Genomic DNA, 15,798 nt, shown 5'->3' with positions numbered 1-15,798 from the left:
GATGCGTATGCGTCGTCATCATTACCAGCAGGAAGAAGATACCGGCATCGATCTCACGCCGATGCTCGACGTGGTCTTCATCATGCTGATCTTCTTCATCGTCACCAGCTCCTTCATCAAGGAATCCGGTGTCGAAGTCCAGCGCCCGCAGGCTGACACCGCCAGCACCCAGGACAAGGGCAATATCCTCATCGCCGTCACGGCCGATGGCCAGGTCTGGATCGACAAGCAGGTGGTCGACGTACGCAGTGTGCGGGCGCATGTCGAGCGGCTGCGCGTGGATCAGCCGGAGGGCGCTGTGGTCGTCCAGGCTGACCAGGATGCGCGTACCGGCCTGGTGGTGCAGGTCATGGACCAGGCGCGTCAGGCCGGCGTGCAGGACGTTGCGCTGGCCGCCAGCACGGGGTCGCGCTGATGCAACCGCGGCTGGTCCGTTTCAGTCTGGCCTTCGTCGCCGCCTGCGTGGTGGCGCTGCTGCTGTTCGCCCTCATGCTGAGCATGGTCAATCCGCCGCGCAGCAAGATTGAGGAAGATCCGTTGGCGATTGCCAATTTCGTGCGCATGGACGGGCGCAACGAGGATACCGCCACGCGTTCACGTCAGCAGGCGCCACAGCCACCGCAGCCGAAGACGCCGCAACCGCCGACGCCACCGACGCCGAACATGGCGACGCCAGACGCCAATCTGCCCAAGCTCGACCTCGACCTGCCGAGCATCGATGCCGGCGTGTCGGTCGCTACCGCTCCGGCGCCGAGTCTGTCCGGCTTGACCGCGGCGCAGAGTGCCCCGGCCGCGGCGCCAGCGCCGGCCAGTGCGGCAGTCGAAGCGGCGGGCAAGCCCGGCGGTCCGGAGCAGGAAGTGATGCCGCTCAATGATGTGCGTCCGGAGTATCCCTACCGTGCACGGCAGCAGGGTATCGAAGGGCATATCAAACTGGCGTTCACCATCAACCCGCAGGGGCGGGTGGAGAACATCCGCGTGCTGGAAGCCTCGCCTCGTAACGTGTTCGATCGCGAGGCCCGGCGCGCGGCGGCCCGCTGGCGTTTCGCGCCGCGTACCGAAAACGGTGCGCCGGTATCCCGTGAAGCCGTGAAAACCCTGCACTTCCGCCTGCAAGGAGAACGCTGAGATGCTTCGTTTGCTGCTCGTGCTGTCGCTTTTCCTCTCCGCTTCGGCCCAGGCGGCCCAGGCGATCGATCCCGCGGTGTTCATGGCGCTCGAGCGAGCGCAGACCGCGCAGAGCAAGGGCGACTATGCCGCTGCGCGCAAGGCGCTGGAAGGCGTCAGCGCCAAGGCTGGTAGCGGTGAAGAGGCGTTGCTCTGGCGCAGCCGCGGCTATCTGGCCTGGGCCGAAGGCAATAATCGCCAGGCCCTGGAGTGGCTGGACAAGGCAGTGGCCAGCGGCAAGCTGGACGAAGAGCTGCTGGCCGGCGAGCGGATGAACCTCGCGAGGCTGAACCTGGTCGAGGGGCGCTACGCCAAGGTGGTCAGCCTGCTCGGCTCGGCCAATCAGGCCGACGAGCAAGTGCTGCAAATGCTGGTGCAGGCTTATCAGGGCCTCGGACAGCATGCCAAGGCGCTGCCGCTGGCCGAGCGTTATGTGCAGGCGAACCCGAAGGCGGGCGATACCTGGCTGCAGTTTCTGGTCGCCGGCAATGCCGAGCTCAAGCGTTATCAGGCTGCCGAACGCTGGCAACAGAAGTTGCTGCTGCGCCACCCCGATCAGGTCAAGGCCTGGCGGCAGTTGGCCGGCTTGCAGCAGATGGCTGGCGCCGAAGACCGCGCGCTGGCGACGCTGCGCACAGCGCACGCGAAGGGCTTGCGCTTCAGTGAGGCGGAGCTGGACAACCTGGTCGCTCTCGCTAGTGCCGCCGGCCAGCCATGGCAAGGTGCAAAATTGCTCGAAGGAATGCTGGCGTCACGCTTGCTGCCGAGCAATGCCAGTCGCCAGGAGCGCATGGGCATGCTCTGGTGGCAGGCCCGCGAGCGCACCGAGGCCGCGAAGATCTATCGCCAGCTGGCGACTCAGACCGGCAGCGCCAAGTTCTGGATGAATGTGGCGCAGCTCGAACTGGAGCAGGCTCGCTGGCAGGCCGGGCTTGACGCGTTGAAGCAGGCCGAGCGGGCCGGCGCCGAGCGTCGTCGTGTGCGCGAATGGCGCGAGTGGGCGGAAGGTGAGCTCAGTTTCGAGCGTGAGAGGCAGATCGCCAGCGCGCGCTGATCGGCTGGCAACGTGTAATCGCCGTCGCGCTGCCGGCTGGCGATTACTGCAGTTCGTAGGGATAGATCTTCTGTGCCTGCATGCGATAACCCGCCTCCGCCAGCTCGCTGCTGGCGTGTTCCACCCTCAGCGGCCCCTCGATCCAGAACGGTTCATATAGTGCTTCCACCCGCACGCCCAGCTCGCTGGTGGCATGCACGATCTGGTTGGACGGCGGCGGTGGCACGTGAATGCAGGCGCCGAAGTAGGGCACCAGCAGGAATTCGATGACGCGACCTTCCTCGGTCATGTCCAGCGGCACGATATACCCCGGCAACTTCACCATCAGCCCATCGAGGGCTTCGACCACTGGCGCGGCCGGCGATTGTTGCGCGGCCGCCAGCGCATCGGCCAGCTGCGACATGTCATGCATGGCCATTGGCGGCGGTGGCGGCGGCGCGCCCTCGGGAATCAGCTCCGACCACTGCAGGTTGCGGACGTCATCGGCATGCGCAGAGACCGCACAGGCCAGTAGCAGAGCGAGCAGCAGGCGCGACATCGGGTTCCTCACAGTCGAATCGACAGGCCATCGGCCAGCGACTGGCGATAGGCCCGCCAGGCCGGCACGCTACCCATCAGCAGTGCCGCCAGCAGGATAGCGCCGAGCAGTCGCCACTCATAGGCGCTCGGCCAGGCCAGCGGTAGATAAAGGCCGTAGAGGCTCTGCAGCGGCGACTGCGCGATCGCGATGCCGATATACAGCAAGGCCAGCCCGAGCAGCGTGCCAGCGAGGGCCAGGCCGAGCGCCTCGATGATCAGCAGCGCCGCGATATGCCAGGGCCGCGCGCCCACCGAGCGCAGGATCGCCATCTCCCGGCGGCGCTCGTTGAGGCTGGTGAGGATCGCCGTCAGCATGCCGATCAGGCCGGTCAGCACGACGAACAGCGAGACCACGAACAGCGCCTTCTCGGCCGTGCCCATCAGGCTCCAGAGTTCCTGCAGGGCGACGCCGGGCAGAATCGCCAGCAGCGGCTCGCCGCGGTACTGGTTGATTTCCCGTTGCAGGGTGAAGGTGGCGACCTTGCTGTTCAGACCGAGCAGGAATGCGGTGATCTGCTGTGGCTGGAGATCGAGTGCCCGCGCTTGCTCGGCGTCGATACGCGCGGCGCCGCGGGCCGGCATGCCGTTCTGCCAGTCGATGTGCAGCGCCTCCATCCCAGCCAGGCTGATGTGCAGGGTGCGGTCGACCGGCGTGCCGGTGCGCTGCAGCATGCCGACCACGCGGAACGGTTTGTCATCGTGTTGCACAAGGCTGACACGCGCTACGCCGTGGGCGAGGACGATGCTGTCGTCGAGTTTGTAGCCCAGTGCGCTGGCTACTTCGGCACCCAGCACGACCTCGAACGGATCGCTTTCGAAGGCGCGGCCTTCGGCCAGTTGCAGCGGCTGTTTGCGGCCGTAGCGGTAATGCTCGAAATAGTCCGTGCTGGTGCCCATTACGCGGTAGCCACGATGGGAGTCGCCGAGGGAAATCGGAATCGCCCAAGCGACCCGCGGGTGTTCGGCGAAGTGCTGGTAGCTGTCCCAGCGGATGTTGTTGGTCGCATTGCCGATGCGGAACACCGAGTACAGCAACAGATTGACCGAGCCGGAGCGCGCGCCGACCACCAGGTCGGTGCCGCTGATGGTGCTGGCGAAGCTGGCGCGGGTTTCGTTGCGCACCCGCTCGACGGCGAGCAGCAGGCACACCGAGAGGGCAATGGCGAACACGGTCAGTAGGGCGGTGAAGCGACGATTGTTCAGGCTCGCCAGGGCCAGGCGCAGGAGATACATCGCTCAGCGCTCCACTGCGCGGGTTGCGCGATTGAGCTCGGCCAGCGACAGGCTGCGGTCGAACAGCGGCGCCAGGCTCTGATCATGGCTGACGAACAGCAGGCTGGCACCCGCCGCGCGGCACTCGGAAAACAACAGCTGCAGGAAGGCTTCGCGGCTATCCGCATCCAGCGCCGAGGTCGGCTCGTCGGCGATGACCAGCTCCGGCTGGCCGATCAGTGCACGGGCCGCGGCGACGCGTTGCTGCTGGCCGATGGAGAGCGCATCGGCACGACGCTCGAACAGCTCCGCGGACAGCCCCAGATGCTCCAGCAGACTCGCCGCCGCGGCATCCGTGCTGCCGTGCCGCTTGCGTGCACGTTCGGTACGCAGCCGCGAAAAATGGCAGGGCAGGCCGACGTTCTCGCGTACCGAAAGAAAAGGCAGCAGGTTGAACTGCTGGAAGATGTAGCCGGTGTGATCGACGCGGAAGCGGTCACGGGCGCCGGCCGAAAGGCTGCCGAGGTCGCGGTCGAGCAGGCGGATGCTGCCGCGGTCGGCCTTCTGCACACCGCCGATCAGGCCGAGCAGGGTGGTTTTGCCGCTGCCCGACGGGCCCTTGAGGAACAGGCTTTCGCCGCGTTCGAGGCGAAAACTGGGAATGTCCAGCAGCTCGGCCTGGCGCGGCCAGGCGAAGCCGAGGTTGTCGATTGCGAGAAGTGGAGCGGTCATCGGGGTCAGTGCTGGTTCAGAAGGGCAACTGCGCGCGGGCCGGAGTCAGTTCCGTGCCCTGCTGGCCGCTGGGGCCGATCAGTTGTACCTGAATCTTTTCCGTGCCGGGAAAGCTTTCGAACAGCCGTGTGAGATCCAGTGCGTGCAGTGCCTCTGGGTTGCTGCAGTCGAGTTGGTAGTGCGCTTCGATATCGCTGTGGCCACCGGCTTCATGGTCGTCGTGGTCGTGCTTATGCTCCGGCTCGTGTTCGTGATCATCACCGCGCTGATAGCCTGCATGGACCGAGCCGAGCAGTTCGCCGGCAAACTGCTGTTCACTCACGCTGCAGCCAGCTGCCGCCGGTAGGCCGAACAAGGCCAGGGGTTGTTCCAGTTGCGAGCGGACGCTGGCGATCTTCGCTTCATCCGCTGCGCTGGCAGCTGCATGCTCGAAGCCGAGCAGGTTCATCGCCGGGCTGATCAGCTCCAACTCCAGCTGGTTGCCATCCAGTGCCGCATTCAAATGCGCCGCACCGTGCTCGTGGGCAGAAAGGCTGGCGGCGCCTTCGTGTTCATGGTGATGATCGTCTTCATGTGCTTGGCTGTAGCTCAGGGGCAGCAGAAGCATGGGCACGGCAAGGAGTAGGTGGCGCATGGTCGGCTCCATCGAAAGGTCGGTTACGTTATAACAACTTTTCCCGGCGGCTGGCCAGCCCGCTGCCGTCATGTGAGGATGAACGCATAACTCTGGAGGGACAGCATGATTCGAATCCGCGGTCGCATAGGTGATTGGCCGGTCGATCTGGAAATCGAGCTGGGCGGCCAAGACTGGTCGGGCCTGACGCGTGGCCTGGGTGCCGTAGATGTCGCGTCGGCCGGGCGGCCTGCCACAGCTGGCTCCGCACCGGGCGATGCTCTCTGGCACAGCGCCCGGGAGTGCCTGCGCAGTGCCGGCAAGCTGGATGGGCCGCAGTTATTCGCCGAGCTGGAGGCGATCACCGGGAGCGCGCAGTTGGCCAAGCGGCTGCTGGTGCGCCTGCGTCATTGCGACGAGGTGCGAGTCGAGCACGGCGCCGACTCGGCCTGTTATCACTGGATCGGCGAGCCGTCCTGAACGGCTTGCCTGATGTCGCGCACGATCAGTAGATCGCCTGGTAGAGCTTGCGGCGGTACAGCGTCACCAGTGGATGGTCGTTACCCAGCAGATCGAAAACCTGTAGCAGCGTCTTGTGCGGCTGCCCGTCGGCATAGTTGCGATTGCGCACGAACAACTTGAGCAAGCCGTCGAGCGCCGCTTCGTATTGCTGCCGCGCCAGTTGCTGGATGGCCAGCTGATACGCCGCTTCATCGTCCTCGCCGTTCTGCGCCAGACGGCTCTTCAGCGTGGCGGCATCGGGCAGGTCATTGGCCTGACGCAGGAACGTCAGCTGCGCGCGGGCGCCGGCCAGGGCCTGCTTGTGTTCATCGCCTTTGACCGCGTTGAGCACCGTTTCCGCTTCGCCCAGTTCCCCGCGCTCGGCCAGGCAGCGGGCATAGAGGATCAGTCCGGCTGCGTTCTCGTTGTCTTCGCTCAACAGCTGCTGCAACTGCGCTTCGGCCTCGGCGAAACGGCCTTCGGCGAAGGCGGCCTGCGCACTCTCCAGCAGGTTGCCCTGCGGCGTCGCCGGGGCCTGCACGTGGGGCTCGAGCATGGCGCGAATGGCCGACTCCGGCTGCGCGCCGGCGAACCCGTCCACCGGCTGACCATCCTTGAACAGCACCACGGTCGGCAGGCTGCGAATGCCGAAACGGGCGACGACTTCCTGCTCGATATCGCAGTTGACCTTTGCCAGCAGCAGCTCGCCCTGATACTCCTCGGCGATCTTCGCCAGCAGCGGCATCAGCGCTTTGCACGGCGCGCACCATTCGGCCCAGAAGTCGACCAGTACCGGCTTGTGAAACGAGTTCTCGAGCACCAACTGTTCGAAGCTGGCGGTGGTGACATCGAAGATATAGGGCGTCTGGCTCATCGGGATTCTCGTGGGCACGAATGACAGGAAAGGCGTGCATGGTATGTGGGGACGCCCGCCACGGGAAGCAAGTGGCTCGCATGCAGTCGGCCTGAGCCGTAGCTAAGGCAGAAGTGGCCAGCTGCCTAGCTCGTCGTAGCGCACGCCGTCCGCCGTATTGACTGAACGGTAGAGCACGAAGCGATCGACGTGCCAGGTGAAGCGCGGCGCCGGTTGCTGCGCTCGGCTCCGGGCCTGGCGGCTCAGCGTCAGGTGCGGCAGGAATGGCCGGCAGTCGAGCACGACGCCAAGCGCTGCCAGCCGTTCGCTCAGTGCTTCGACCAGTTGCAGCAGTGCGGGCGGTGTGGCGGCGGGCTGCAGGCAGGTGAAACCTTTGCCGATGGTGGTCAGGCGGTCGAGGGTCAGGCTGAAAGCCTCGGCGTGCACGGTTGCAGCCATCTGCAGCAGGGCGTCGAGGTGTTCTTTCGGTTGTGCGCCAAGAAAGGCCAGGGTCAGGTGCAGATTGTCCCGCGGCACTGCTCTGCCGTCGAGGGTCTGGTCGTCACGCCATGCGCAGATGGCCGTCGCCTGCTCGGGCGGGCAGGGCAGGGCGAAGAACAGGCGCAGGGTGTCGTCGATCATGGCTGGTCTCCGGCCGCAGCGGCACAGTTTGCGGAAACGCTTCGCGGTTTTCACCTACCTCAGGCTCTTCAGCTCCTCGCAGCGTGATAGAGACTCACGTGCCTGAACTCCGCAGGCTCTGCCAGATCCGGCCAGGTGCAGGCATCCATCACGCCCAGGCGCCGATACAGCGGATGAGCGAAATCGCGTACCCGTGAGTCGGCCACCAGCGCTTCGCGGCCTCGGCTGAGGAAGTGATCCAGCAGCGGCAGGTTGGCCCGGTCATAGAGCACGTCGGCAACGATGATCAGATCGTAGCGATCCGCCTCGGCGAAGAAGTCCTGCGAATAGCGTAGCTCGACGTCGTTCAGTGCGGCGTTGGCCTGGCAGGCGGCGAGCGCCAGCGGATCGAGATCGCAGGCCACCACTTCGAGCGCGCCCGCCTTGGCGGCGGCGATGGCTGCGACGCCCGAGCCCGCGCCGAAATCCAGCACGCGCTTACCGCGCACCCATTCCGGTCGTTCGGCCAGCCAGCGCGCCAGCACCAGGCCGCTGGCCCAGCAGAAGCTCCAGTACGGCGGCTCTTCGAGAATGCGCCGGGTTTCCTCGGGGCTGAAGGCGCGATCCATGTTGGCCGCATCGATCAGCCAGAGTCGCAGATCAGTGTCCGGCAGCGGCTCGGCAACCAGGTGTGCGTCGCCCAGCAGGTCGTTCAGTGCCGCTTGTAAGGGGGGCGGTGCCGTCACGGTGCCGGGACCAGCTGCAGCGGGCCGAGCGCCTGGCTGGCGGGGCTGGTAATGCTGCGCGATGGCAGGCGCATGATCAACTGCCCCGCCCGGGTGACACGGCCGCGCAGTTCCACTCGCTGACCCGGACGAAAGGTGTCCGGATTGAACTGCAGGATGAATGGCAATTCGCTGCCGCGGCCCTTGAGCTGCACGTTGCTCAGCAGGCGGTCCGGCTGGTCGCGGCGATCGACTTCCAGCAAGGCGAGTTCAACGTCGCTGCCAACCGGCGCGCCGATCAGGCTGCCGCTCAGCTCGTTGAGCAATTTGGAGTGCGGGGCGGTGCTCAGCTCGACCGGCTCGGTCGGTGGCTCGCTGGGTTGGCTGCTGCAGCCGGCGAGCAAGGCCAGGAAGGCCGGGAGAACGAAAAAACGTGGCGGCACGGACAGCCTCCTGTACGACTATTGTGGGTTGTATAGCAGCAAAGCCGTCGCCTTGTCTTGCGGGTCGGATGCGCTACCATGGCCGTCCCGACGTACGACCGATTTCAGCCCCATGCATTGTCCCTTCTGCGGTGCCCACGATACCAAGGTCATCGATTCCCGCCTGGTCGCCGAGGGCGATCAGGTGCGCCGTCGCCGCGAGTGTTTGGCCTGTGGTGAACGCTTCACCACCTTCGAAACCGCCGAGCTGGTGATGCCGCGGCTGATCAAGTCCGACGGCAGTCGCCAGCCGTTCGACGAACAGAAGCTGCGCGCCGGCATGCAGCGTGCGCTGGAGAAGCGGCCGGTGAGTGTCGAGCGTCTCGAGGCCGCCATTGCCCATATCAAGCATCAGCTGCGTGCCACCGGCGAGCGTGAGATCAAGTCGCGCGTGCTCGGCGAGCTGGTGATGGCCGAGCTGCAGAAGCTCGACGAGGTTGCCTATATCCGCTTCGCCTCGGTCTACCGACGCTTCCAGGACCTCAACGAATTCCGCGAGGAAATCGAGCGGCTGTCCCGCGAGCCCGCGAAGCCCGAATGACCACCGATCACGCCTGGATGGCCCGCGCGCTGCAGCTGGCGCGCAAGGGGCTGTATTCGACCCACCCGAACCCGCGGGTCGGCTGCGTCATCGTCGCCGATGGCGAGCTGGTCGGTGAAGGCTGGCATGTGCGTGCCGGCGAGCCGCATGCCGAGGTCCATGCGCTGCGCCAGGCGGGTGAACGGGCCCGCGGCGCCACCGCCTACGTCACCCTAGAGCCCTGCAGCCATTACGGGCGTACGCCGCCCTGTGCCGAAGCGCTGATCAAGGCCGGCGTCGGGCGTGTGGTGGCGGCCATGCAGGACCCCAATCCGCAGGTCACCGGGCGCGGTCTGGAGCTGCTGCGCAGCGCCGGCATCGAGATCGCCAGCGGCGTGCTGGAGGCCGAGGCGCGGGAACTCAACAACGGCTTTATCAAGCGTATGGAAAGCGGTCTGCCGTTCGTTCGCGCCAAGCTGGCGATGAGCCTGGACGGGCGTACCGCGATGGCCAGCGGCGAGAGTCAGTGGATCACCGGGCCGGCCGCGCGCGCCGAGGTGCAGCGCCTGCGCGCCCGTTCCAGCGTGGTGCTGACCGGCGCCGATACCGTGCTGATGGACGCCGCGCGGCTGACCGTGCGCGGCGGCGAATTGGGGCTGGATGCGGAGACCACGGCGCTGGCGTTGCAGCGCCCGCCGCTGCGGGTGCTGGTCGATGGTCGGCTGCGCGTACCGCTGGATGCACCGTTCTTTCAGGCCGGCGAAGCGCTGGTCGTCACGGCGGTAGCGGGCTGCGAAGATGCCTATCGCCGCGCCGGCCACGAGGCGCTGGTGTTGGGCCAGGAGCGGGTCGATCTGGCTGCGTTGTTGCGTGAGCTAGCGGCGCGTGGTGTCAACGAGGTGCTGGTCGAGGCCGGCCCGCGGCTGGTCGGCGCCTTCGCCAGTCTCGGCCTGGTCGACGAATACCAGATATTCATGGCGGCCAAGTTCCTCGGCTCGTCGGCGCGGCCGCTGCTGGAGCTGCCTCTGGAACGGATGAGCGAGGCGCGCGAGCTGAAGATCGTCGACATTCGCGCGGTGGGCGACGACTGGAAGATCGTGGCGCGCCCGCGCCTGGCGTAGGTTGAGGGGGGCGTCCAGGTTGAGCGCAGCGAAGAGTGATGTTGGGCTTCGGCGCTACGCGCCTCAACCCAACCTACCGAGTCGGGCACCGTGGCGCGATGCCGAATCTCGGTGCCACGCGCCGACCCCAACGACCCGCGCCTCATGCATCGTCCCGACAAATGTGGTAAAACGCCACTCGGCCACAGGCGTGGCCGCAACGTTCTCAGGGCGGGGTGCGATTCCCCACCGGCGGTAATGGCGCAGTTACAAGGATGAAAGCGTAGCGAGCGCTGAGCAGGCGAGGCGTGATTCGACGAGAAGGCGGAGTTTACCCTGGTAAATGAGCACTTCGAGGAGGACCACAACGCAGCATGCTCTGCGCGCAGTAGCTTTCAATCGCGTCTAGCCCGCGAGCGCTTGCTTCGGCAAGGTCAGCAGACCCGGTGTGATTCCGGGGCCGACGGTATAGTCCGGATGAGAGAGAGCGGGATATTCCGATGGGCGCCATCCGTGTGCCCGTCATGCATCCCTATCGATCCGTAGCGCCCTGTTTTTCAAAAACAGGAGTTCGTCGTATGCAGCGTTTTACCCGCCTTCCACGGGAGGCCACATGTTCACCGGAATAATCGAAGCCATCGGCACCATTCGTGCGCTCACGCCCAAGGGTGGCGACGTACGCGTGCTGGTCGAAACCGGCAAGCTGGATCTGGGCGACGTCAAGCTGGGCGACAGCATCGCGGTCAATGGCGTCTGCCTGACGGCGGTGGAACTGCCGGGCAACGGTTTCTGGGCCGATGTCAGCCGCGAAACCCTGGCGCGCACCGCCTTCATCGATCTCAAGGCCGGCAGCCGGGTCAACCTGGAGAAGGCCTTGACGCCCACCAGCCGCCTCGGCGGGCATCTGGTCAGCGGCCATGTCGACGGCGTCGGCGAGGTCGTGGCGCGAGAAGATAACGCCCGTGCCGTGCAGTTCCGCATCCGCGCGCCGCGCGAGCTGGCCAAGTACATCGCGCTCAAGGGCTCGATCACCGTCGACGGCACCAGCCTCACGGTCAACGCGGTCAATGGCGCCGAGTTCGAGCTGACCATCGTGCCTCACACCCTCGGCGAAACCATCATGGCCGACTACCGCCCCGGGCGGCAGGTCAACCTGGAGGTCGACCTGCTGGCGCGTTACCTGGAGCGCCTGATGATGGGCGACAAGGCCGCCGAACCCAAGGCCTCGGGCCTCACCGAAAGCTTTCTCGCCGAACACGGCTACCTGAAGAATTGAGGAGACGCCCCGATGGCGCTCAATACCGCTGAAGAACTGATCGAAGACATCCGCGCCGGCAAGATGGTCATCCTCATGGATGACGAGGACCGCGAGAACGAGGGCGACATCATCGTCGCCTCCGAATGCGTTACCGCCGAGCACATCAACTTCATGGCGCGCTTCGCCCGCGGCCTGATCTGCATGCCCATGAGCCGCGAGCGCTGCGAACTGCTCAAGCTGCCGCTGATGGCGCCGCGCAACGGTTCGGGTTTCGGTACCAAGTTCACCGTCTCCATTGAGGCGGCCGAGGGGGTGACCACCGGCATCTCCGCCGCCGACCGCGCGCGTACCGTGCAGGCGGCCGTGGCGCGCAACGCGGTGGCCGAGGATATCGTCAGCCCCGGTCATATTTTCCCGCTGATGGCCCAGCCGGGCGGCGTGCTGGCGCGCGCCGGGCATACCGAGGCGGCCTGCGACCTGGCGCGCATGGCCGGCTTCGAGCCGAGCGGGGTGATCTGCGAGATCATGAACGATGACGGCACCATGGCGCGCCGCCCGGAGCTCGAGCTGTTCGCCGAGCAGCACGGGCTGAAGATCGGCACCATCGCCGACCTGATCCACTACCGGATGATCCACGAGCGCACCGTCGAGCGGGTTTCCGAGCAACCGCTGGAGACCGAACTGGGCCAGTTCAACCTGGTGACCTATCGCGACGGCGTCGAGGACACCGTGCACATGGCGCTGACCCGCGGCGATATTTCCCCGGAGGAGCCGACGCTGGTACGCGTGCACAACATGGAGCCGCTGCGCGACCTGCTGCTGGTCACCGTGCCGGGCCGCTGGAGCCTGCGCGCGGCGATGGGTGAGGTGGCCAAGGCCGGCAAAGGCGTGGTGCTGCTGCTCGGCAATCCGCTGACTGGCCCGCAGTTGCTGGCGCAGCTGACCCGTCAACAGCCACCAGCGCCGGCCACCTACAGCACCGTCGGTGCCGGCTCGCAGATCCTGCGTGATCTTGGCGTACGCAAGATGCGCCTGATGAGCGCGCCGATGAAGTTCAACGCGATATCCGGCTTTGATCTGGAAGTTGTAGAATACCTCCCGGCCGAATAATCAGAGGCGCCGCGCAGTCCGCGGCGCCTTCGTTCTTTAAAGAGATGAGAAAGCACCCATGCCCCTGAAGACCATCGAAGGAACCTTCATCGCCCCGCAGGGCAAATACGCCCTGGTCGTAGGCCGCTTCAACAGCTTCGTCGTCGAGAGCCTGGTCAGCGGCGCGGTTGACGCGCTGGTTCGCCACGGCGTCAGCGAGAACGACATCACCCTCATCCGCGCCCCGGGTGCCTTCGAGATTCCGCTGGTCGCGCAGAAGGTCGCGCAGCAAGGTGAATACGACGCCATCGTCGCCCTCGGCGCAGTCATCCGTGGCGGCACGCCGCACTTCGAATACGTCGCTGGTGAATGCACCAAGGGGCTGGCCCAGGTCTCCATGGAGTTCGGCGTACCGGTCGCCTTTGGCGTGCTGACCGTCGATTCCATCGAACAGGCCATCGAGCGCTCCGGCACCAAGGCTGGCAACAAGGGCGCCGAAGCCGCCCTTTCCGCCCTGGAAATGGTGAGCCTGCTGTCGCAGCTGGAGGCGAAGTGAGCCTGAATCACGACGACAGCCAGGACGCTCCGCAGCCCAAGGCCAAGGGCAAGATCGCCACGCGCCGGGTTGCCCGTAGCTTGGCGATGCAGGCGCTGTATCAGTGGCATATGGCCGGTCAAAGCCTCAACGAAATCGAGGCGCAGTTCCGCGTCGACAACGATTTCTCCGGCGTGGACGGCAGCTATTTCCATGAGCTGCTCAACGGTGTTGCGCGCAGCAAGAGCGAAGTCGACGGTGCCATCGCGCCGAATCTCGACCGTCCGCTGGAGGAACTCGATCCGGTGGAGCTGGCGATTCTGCGCCTGTCCACCTACGAGCTGATGCAGCGCATCGACGTGCCTTATCGTGTGGTCATCAACGAAGGCATCGAGCTGGCCAAGGTCTATGGCGCCACCGACGGGCACAAGTTCGTCAATGGCGTGCTGGACAAGCTGGCGCCTTCGCTGCGCAGCGCCGAAGTGCGCAACAACAAGCGCTGAGGGCGGCTCGCCTTGCTGGGTGAGTTCGAGCTGATCCGTCACTACTTCGCCGCCGCCGCTTGCGCCAGGGCCGGCGGCGAAGTCGTTCTCGGCATCGGCGATGATTGTGCCCTGCTACAGATTCCTGCCGGCGAACAGCTGGCGGTGTCCACCGATACCCTGGTCGCCGGGGTGCATTTCCCCGATCCCTGCGATCCCTTTCTGCTTGGCCAGCGCGCGCTGGCCGTGGCCGCCAGCGATCTTGCCGCCATGGGCGCCACGCCCATCGGCTTCACCCTTGCCCTGACCTTGCCTGCTGGCGATCCACTCTGGCTGGCGGAACTCGCCCGCGGCCTGGACGCTATGGCGCTCGATTGCAGCCTGCGTTTGATTGGCGGCGACACCACGCGCGGCCCACTGAGCCTGACCGTCACCGTATTCGGCCGGATGCCGGCCGGCCGCGCACTGGTCCGGCATGGCGCGCGGGTCGGCGATCTGCTCTGCGTCGGCGGCGTGCTCGGTGAGGCGGCCGGAGCGTTGCCGCTGGTACTGCACCAAGCCAACACTGACGCGGAGATCGCCGAGCATCTACTGGCGCGCTACTGGTCGCCACAGCCACAGCTGGCCCTGGGTGAAGCCTTGCGAGGCAAGGCCACGGCCGCGCTGGATATCTCCGACGGGCTGCTGGCCGACTGCGGGCATATCGCCAAGGCCTCGGGCGTTGCGCTGCAGATCGAGTCTGATCGCCTACCGCTGTCCGAGCCGCTGCGGCGTTTCGCCGGTGAATCCGAAGCGTTGCGCTGTGCGCTGGCCGGCGGCGACGACTACCTGCTGGCGTTCACCCTGCCGCCTGCCGAGCTGGCACCGCTGCAGGCCGCCGGCTGGCCGGTGCAGGCCATCGGCCGGGTGGCGGCCGGGCAGGGCGTGCAATTGCTCGATGCGGCGGGCAACGAGGTGGCCGTGTCCGAACGTGGCTACAACCATTTCAATCCATAGGGGCGTTGCGGGGCTGCTCAGCCCGCGCTCGCTCCGAGAAGGAACGCTGTTTTGACTGATACCTCGCCGGTCGCGGCCAAGCCGCAAACCCTGGTCTGGTCCGATCCCTGGCACAACCTGGCGTTCGGCTTCGGTTCCGGGCTGATGCCCAAGGCGCCGGGTACCTGGGGTTCGCTGGTGGCGCTGCCGTTCGTGCCGCTGTGGCAGTTGCTGCCGGGCTGGGGCTATCTGCTGATGCTCGGTGCAACCATGCTGTTTGGCGTCTGGCTGTGCGGCAAGGTGGCGCACGAGCTCGGCGTGCACGACCACGAAGGCATCGTCTGGGACGAATTCGTCGGCATTTGGATCACCTTCTGGCTCGTGCCGGAAGGCTGGTATTGGCTGCTGCTTGGCTTCGTGGTGTTTCGCGTGATGGATATCGCCAAGCCCTGGCCGATCAGCTGGGTGGATCGGCATATCCATGGCGGGGTGGGGATCATGCTCGATGATGTCCTCGCCGGTGTCGCGGCCTGGGCGGTCATGCAGGGACTGGTGGCGCTGTTGGTTTGATTGTGCGTCCGGTCGCTGCAGGTGGCTGACCATTGAAGGATGATCGGCGTCCGGCCTGGGACCTGGTTTCGAGGAAGAAATAGCCATGCGTAGCATCTCCGTCCTGTTCGCCAGCCTGTTGCTCCTGTCCGCTCTCGCGCAGGCCGCCTCCATGGTGCAAGTGGTCGGGCTGTTTCCAGGCGCTGCGGTGGTCAATGTCGACGGTCAGCGCAAGCTGGTCAGGGTCGGCCAGACCGGTCCCGGCGGCGTCCAGGTAGTGAGTGCCGATGCCAGTGGTGCGGTGCTGCGCGTCGACGGCGTCGAGCGTCATTACAACCTGAGTCGCGAATACAGCGGCGCCTACGCGGCACCAAGCAAGACCCAGCTGAGCGTCGCCAAGGGCACCGGCGGCCATTACTGGATCGCCGGTACGATCAACGGCCAGTCGATCCAGTTTCTCGTCGATACCGGCGCCACCTCGGTGGCGATCAACGAACATCAGGCCCGTCGCTTGGGTATCGACTACCGCGTCAACGGGCGGCCCATGGTGGTGAGCACGGCCAGCGGTACGGCGAAGGCCTGGCGCGTGCATCTCAATAGCGTCAAGGTCGGTGCAATCGAGGTGCTCGGCGTTGACGCCGTGGTCGTCGAGGGCGGCTCGCCCACCGAGGCGCTGCTCGGCATGAGCTTCCTCGGGCGCGTCAGCTGGCGCGAGGAGCAGGGCGTGCTGGTGCTGGAGTCGAAGATCTAA

Annotated in this window: 21 protein-coding genes; 13 read left to right on the top strand and 8 right to left on the bottom strand. The window is 66.0% G+C overall.

Features of this window, described 5'->3' with window-relative positions; all coding sequences use genetic code 11:
• Position 1: 1 nt before the first annotated feature.
• Genes P5704_009460 through P5704_009450 form a run of 3 tightly spaced genes read left to right on the top strand, consistent with a single transcriptional unit; the run spans position 2 to position 2,221 of the window.
• The gene (locus tag P5704_009460; protein WOF80685.1) at positions 2-415 is read left to right on the top strand and encodes a biopolymer transporter ExbD; all 414 of its coding nucleotides are present in this window, start codon (positions 2-4) and stop codon (positions 413-415) included.
• Positions 415-1,128: a TonB family protein gene (locus tag P5704_009455; GenBank protein WOF80684.1), complete on the top strand. Its 714-nt coding sequence runs from the start codon at positions 415-417 to the stop codon at positions 1,126-1,128. Before P5704_009460 ends, P5704_009455 begins: the two co-directional genes overlap by 1 nt.
• Before the next feature lies 1 nt (position 1,129).
• Positions 1,130-2,221, top strand: coding sequence for a hypothetical protein (locus P5704_009450; protein WOF80683.1), 1,092 nt, complete (start codon positions 1,130-1,132; stop codon positions 2,219-2,221).
• A gap of 43 nt (positions 2,222-2,264) precedes the next feature.
• Here the strand turns inward: P5704_009450 and P5704_009445 are convergent, their stop codons facing one another.
• Genes P5704_009445 through P5704_009430 form a run of 4 tightly spaced genes read right to left on the bottom strand, consistent with a single transcriptional unit; the run spans position 2,265 to position 5,390 of the window.
• Positions 2,265-2,759 carry a DUF3299 domain-containing protein gene (locus P5704_009445; protein ID WOF80682.1) on the bottom strand — a complete coding sequence of 165 codons (495 nt, stop codon included), beginning with the start codon at positions 2,757-2,759 and terminating at the stop codon, positions 2,265-2,267.
• Between the two features lie 8 nt (positions 2,760-2,767).
• Positions 2,768-4,033 carry an ABC transporter permease gene (locus P5704_009440; GenBank protein ID WOF80681.1) on the bottom strand — a complete coding sequence of 422 codons (1,266 nt, stop codon included), beginning with the start codon at positions 4,031-4,033 and terminating at the stop codon, positions 2,768-2,770.
• Between the two features lie 3 nt (positions 4,034-4,036).
• Positions 4,037-4,744 carry an ABC transporter ATP-binding protein gene (locus P5704_009435; protein ID WOF80680.1) on the bottom strand — a complete coding sequence of 236 codons (708 nt, stop codon included), beginning with the start codon at positions 4,742-4,744 and terminating at the stop codon, positions 4,037-4,039.
• 16 nt (positions 4,745-4,760) lie between these two features.
• Entirely contained in the window at positions 4,761-5,390 is a 630-nt protein-coding gene (locus P5704_009430; GenBank protein ID WOF80679.1) for a DUF2796 domain-containing protein, read from the bottom strand.
• 93 nt (positions 5,391-5,483) lie between these two features.
• Here P5704_009430 and P5704_009425 point away from each other — a divergent pair, with 93 nt between their 5' ends.
• A complete protein-coding gene (locus P5704_009425; protein ID WOF80678.1) occupies positions 5,484-5,837 on the top strand; it encodes a hypothetical protein in 354 nt (117 codons plus the stop codon).
• A gap of 25 nt (positions 5,838-5,862) precedes the next feature.
• On the opposite strand, the gene trxA is transcribed toward P5704_009425, so the two are convergent.
• From trxA to P5704_009405, 4 genes are all read right to left on the bottom strand, one after another.
• On the bottom strand, positions 5,863-6,732 hold the full coding sequence (gene trxA / locus P5704_009420; GenBank protein ID WOF80677.1) for a thioredoxin: 870 nt from the start codon (positions 6,730-6,732) through the stop codon (positions 5,863-5,865).
• Positions 6,733-6,834: 102 nt separating this feature from the next.
• Positions 6,835-7,353, bottom strand: a complete 519-nt coding sequence (thpR, locus tag P5704_009415) for an RNA 2',3'-cyclic phosphodiesterase (GenBank protein WOF80676.1) — start codon at positions 7,351-7,353, stop codon at positions 6,835-6,837.
• 68 nt (positions 7,354-7,421) lie between these two features.
• Positions 7,422-8,078 carry a 50S ribosomal protein L11 methyltransferase gene (locus P5704_009410; GenBank protein WOF80675.1) on the bottom strand — a complete coding sequence of 219 codons (657 nt, stop codon included), beginning with the start codon at positions 8,076-8,078 and terminating at the stop codon, positions 7,422-7,424.
• Positions 8,075-8,500 (bottom strand): YbaY family lipoprotein, encoded by a 426-nt coding sequence (locus P5704_009405; protein ID WOF80674.1) that lies wholly within the window; start codon positions 8,498-8,500, stop codon positions 8,075-8,077. Before P5704_009405 ends, P5704_009410 begins: the two co-directional genes overlap by 4 nt.
• A gap of 112 nt (positions 8,501-8,612) precedes the next feature.
• On the opposite strand from P5704_009405, the gene nrdR reads away from it, so the two are divergent.
• The 9 genes from nrdR to P5704_009360 all read left to right on the top strand — a co-directional run bounded on the left by nrdR (position 8,613) and on the right by P5704_009360 (position 15,798).
• Complete coding sequence (gene nrdR / locus P5704_009400; GenBank protein WOF80673.1) at positions 8,613-9,080, top strand: transcriptional regulator NrdR; 468 nt, start codon at positions 8,613-8,615, stop codon at positions 9,078-9,080.
• Positions 9,077-10,180 (top strand): bifunctional diaminohydroxyphosphoribosylaminopyrimidine deaminase/5-amino-6-(5-phosphoribosylamino)uracil reductase RibD, encoded by a 1,104-nt coding sequence (gene ribD, locus P5704_009395; GenBank protein ID WOF80672.1) that lies wholly within the window; start codon positions 9,077-9,079, stop codon positions 10,178-10,180. The genes nrdR and ribD overlap by 4 nt, the downstream gene beginning before the upstream one ends.
• Before the next feature lie 592 nt (positions 10,181-10,772).
• Positions 10,773-11,435 carry a riboflavin synthase gene (locus P5704_009390; GenBank protein WOF80671.1) on the top strand — a complete coding sequence of 221 codons (663 nt, stop codon included), beginning with the start codon at positions 10,773-10,775 and terminating at the stop codon, positions 11,433-11,435.
• A gap of 12 nt (positions 11,436-11,447) precedes the next feature.
• Entirely contained in the window at positions 11,448-12,527 is a 1,080-nt protein-coding gene (gene ribBA / locus P5704_009385; protein WOF80670.1) for a bifunctional 3,4-dihydroxy-2-butanone-4-phosphate synthase/GTP cyclohydrolase II, read from the top strand.
• A 58-nt stretch (positions 12,528-12,585) separates the two neighbouring features.
• The gene (gene ribE, locus P5704_009380; protein ID WOF80669.1) at positions 12,586-13,062 is read left to right on the top strand and encodes a 6,7-dimethyl-8-ribityllumazine synthase; all 477 of its coding nucleotides are present in this window, start codon (positions 12,586-12,588) and stop codon (positions 13,060-13,062) included.
• Entirely contained in the window at positions 13,059-13,544 is a 486-nt protein-coding gene (gene nusB, locus P5704_009375; GenBank protein ID WOF80668.1) for a transcription antitermination factor NusB, read from the top strand. Before ribE ends, nusB begins: the two co-directional genes overlap by 4 nt.
• Positions 13,545-13,556: 12 nt before the next feature.
• Entirely contained in the window at positions 13,557-14,519 is a 963-nt protein-coding gene (gene thiL, locus P5704_009370; GenBank protein ID WOF80667.1) for a thiamine-phosphate kinase, read from the top strand.
• A gap of 51 nt (positions 14,520-14,570) precedes the next feature.
• Entirely contained in the window at positions 14,571-15,068 is a 498-nt protein-coding gene (locus tag P5704_009365; protein ID WOF80666.1) for a phosphatidylglycerophosphatase A, read from the top strand.
• A gap of 85 nt (positions 15,069-15,153) precedes the next feature.
• Positions 15,154-15,798 carry a TIGR02281 family clan AA aspartic protease gene (locus tag P5704_009360; protein ID WOF80665.1) on the top strand — a complete coding sequence of 215 codons (645 nt, stop codon included), beginning with the start codon at positions 15,154-15,156 and terminating at the stop codon, positions 15,796-15,798.

The sequence above is a fragment of the Pseudomonas sp. FeN3W genome (assembly GCA_030263805.2).
GTDB classification, from domain to species: Bacteria; Pseudomonadota; Gammaproteobacteria; order Pseudomonadales; family Pseudomonadaceae; genus Stutzerimonas; species Stutzerimonas stutzeri_G.
The sequence above is the reverse complement of the archived record's forward strand: the minus strand, read 5'-3'. Positions and strand labels throughout refer to the sequence as shown.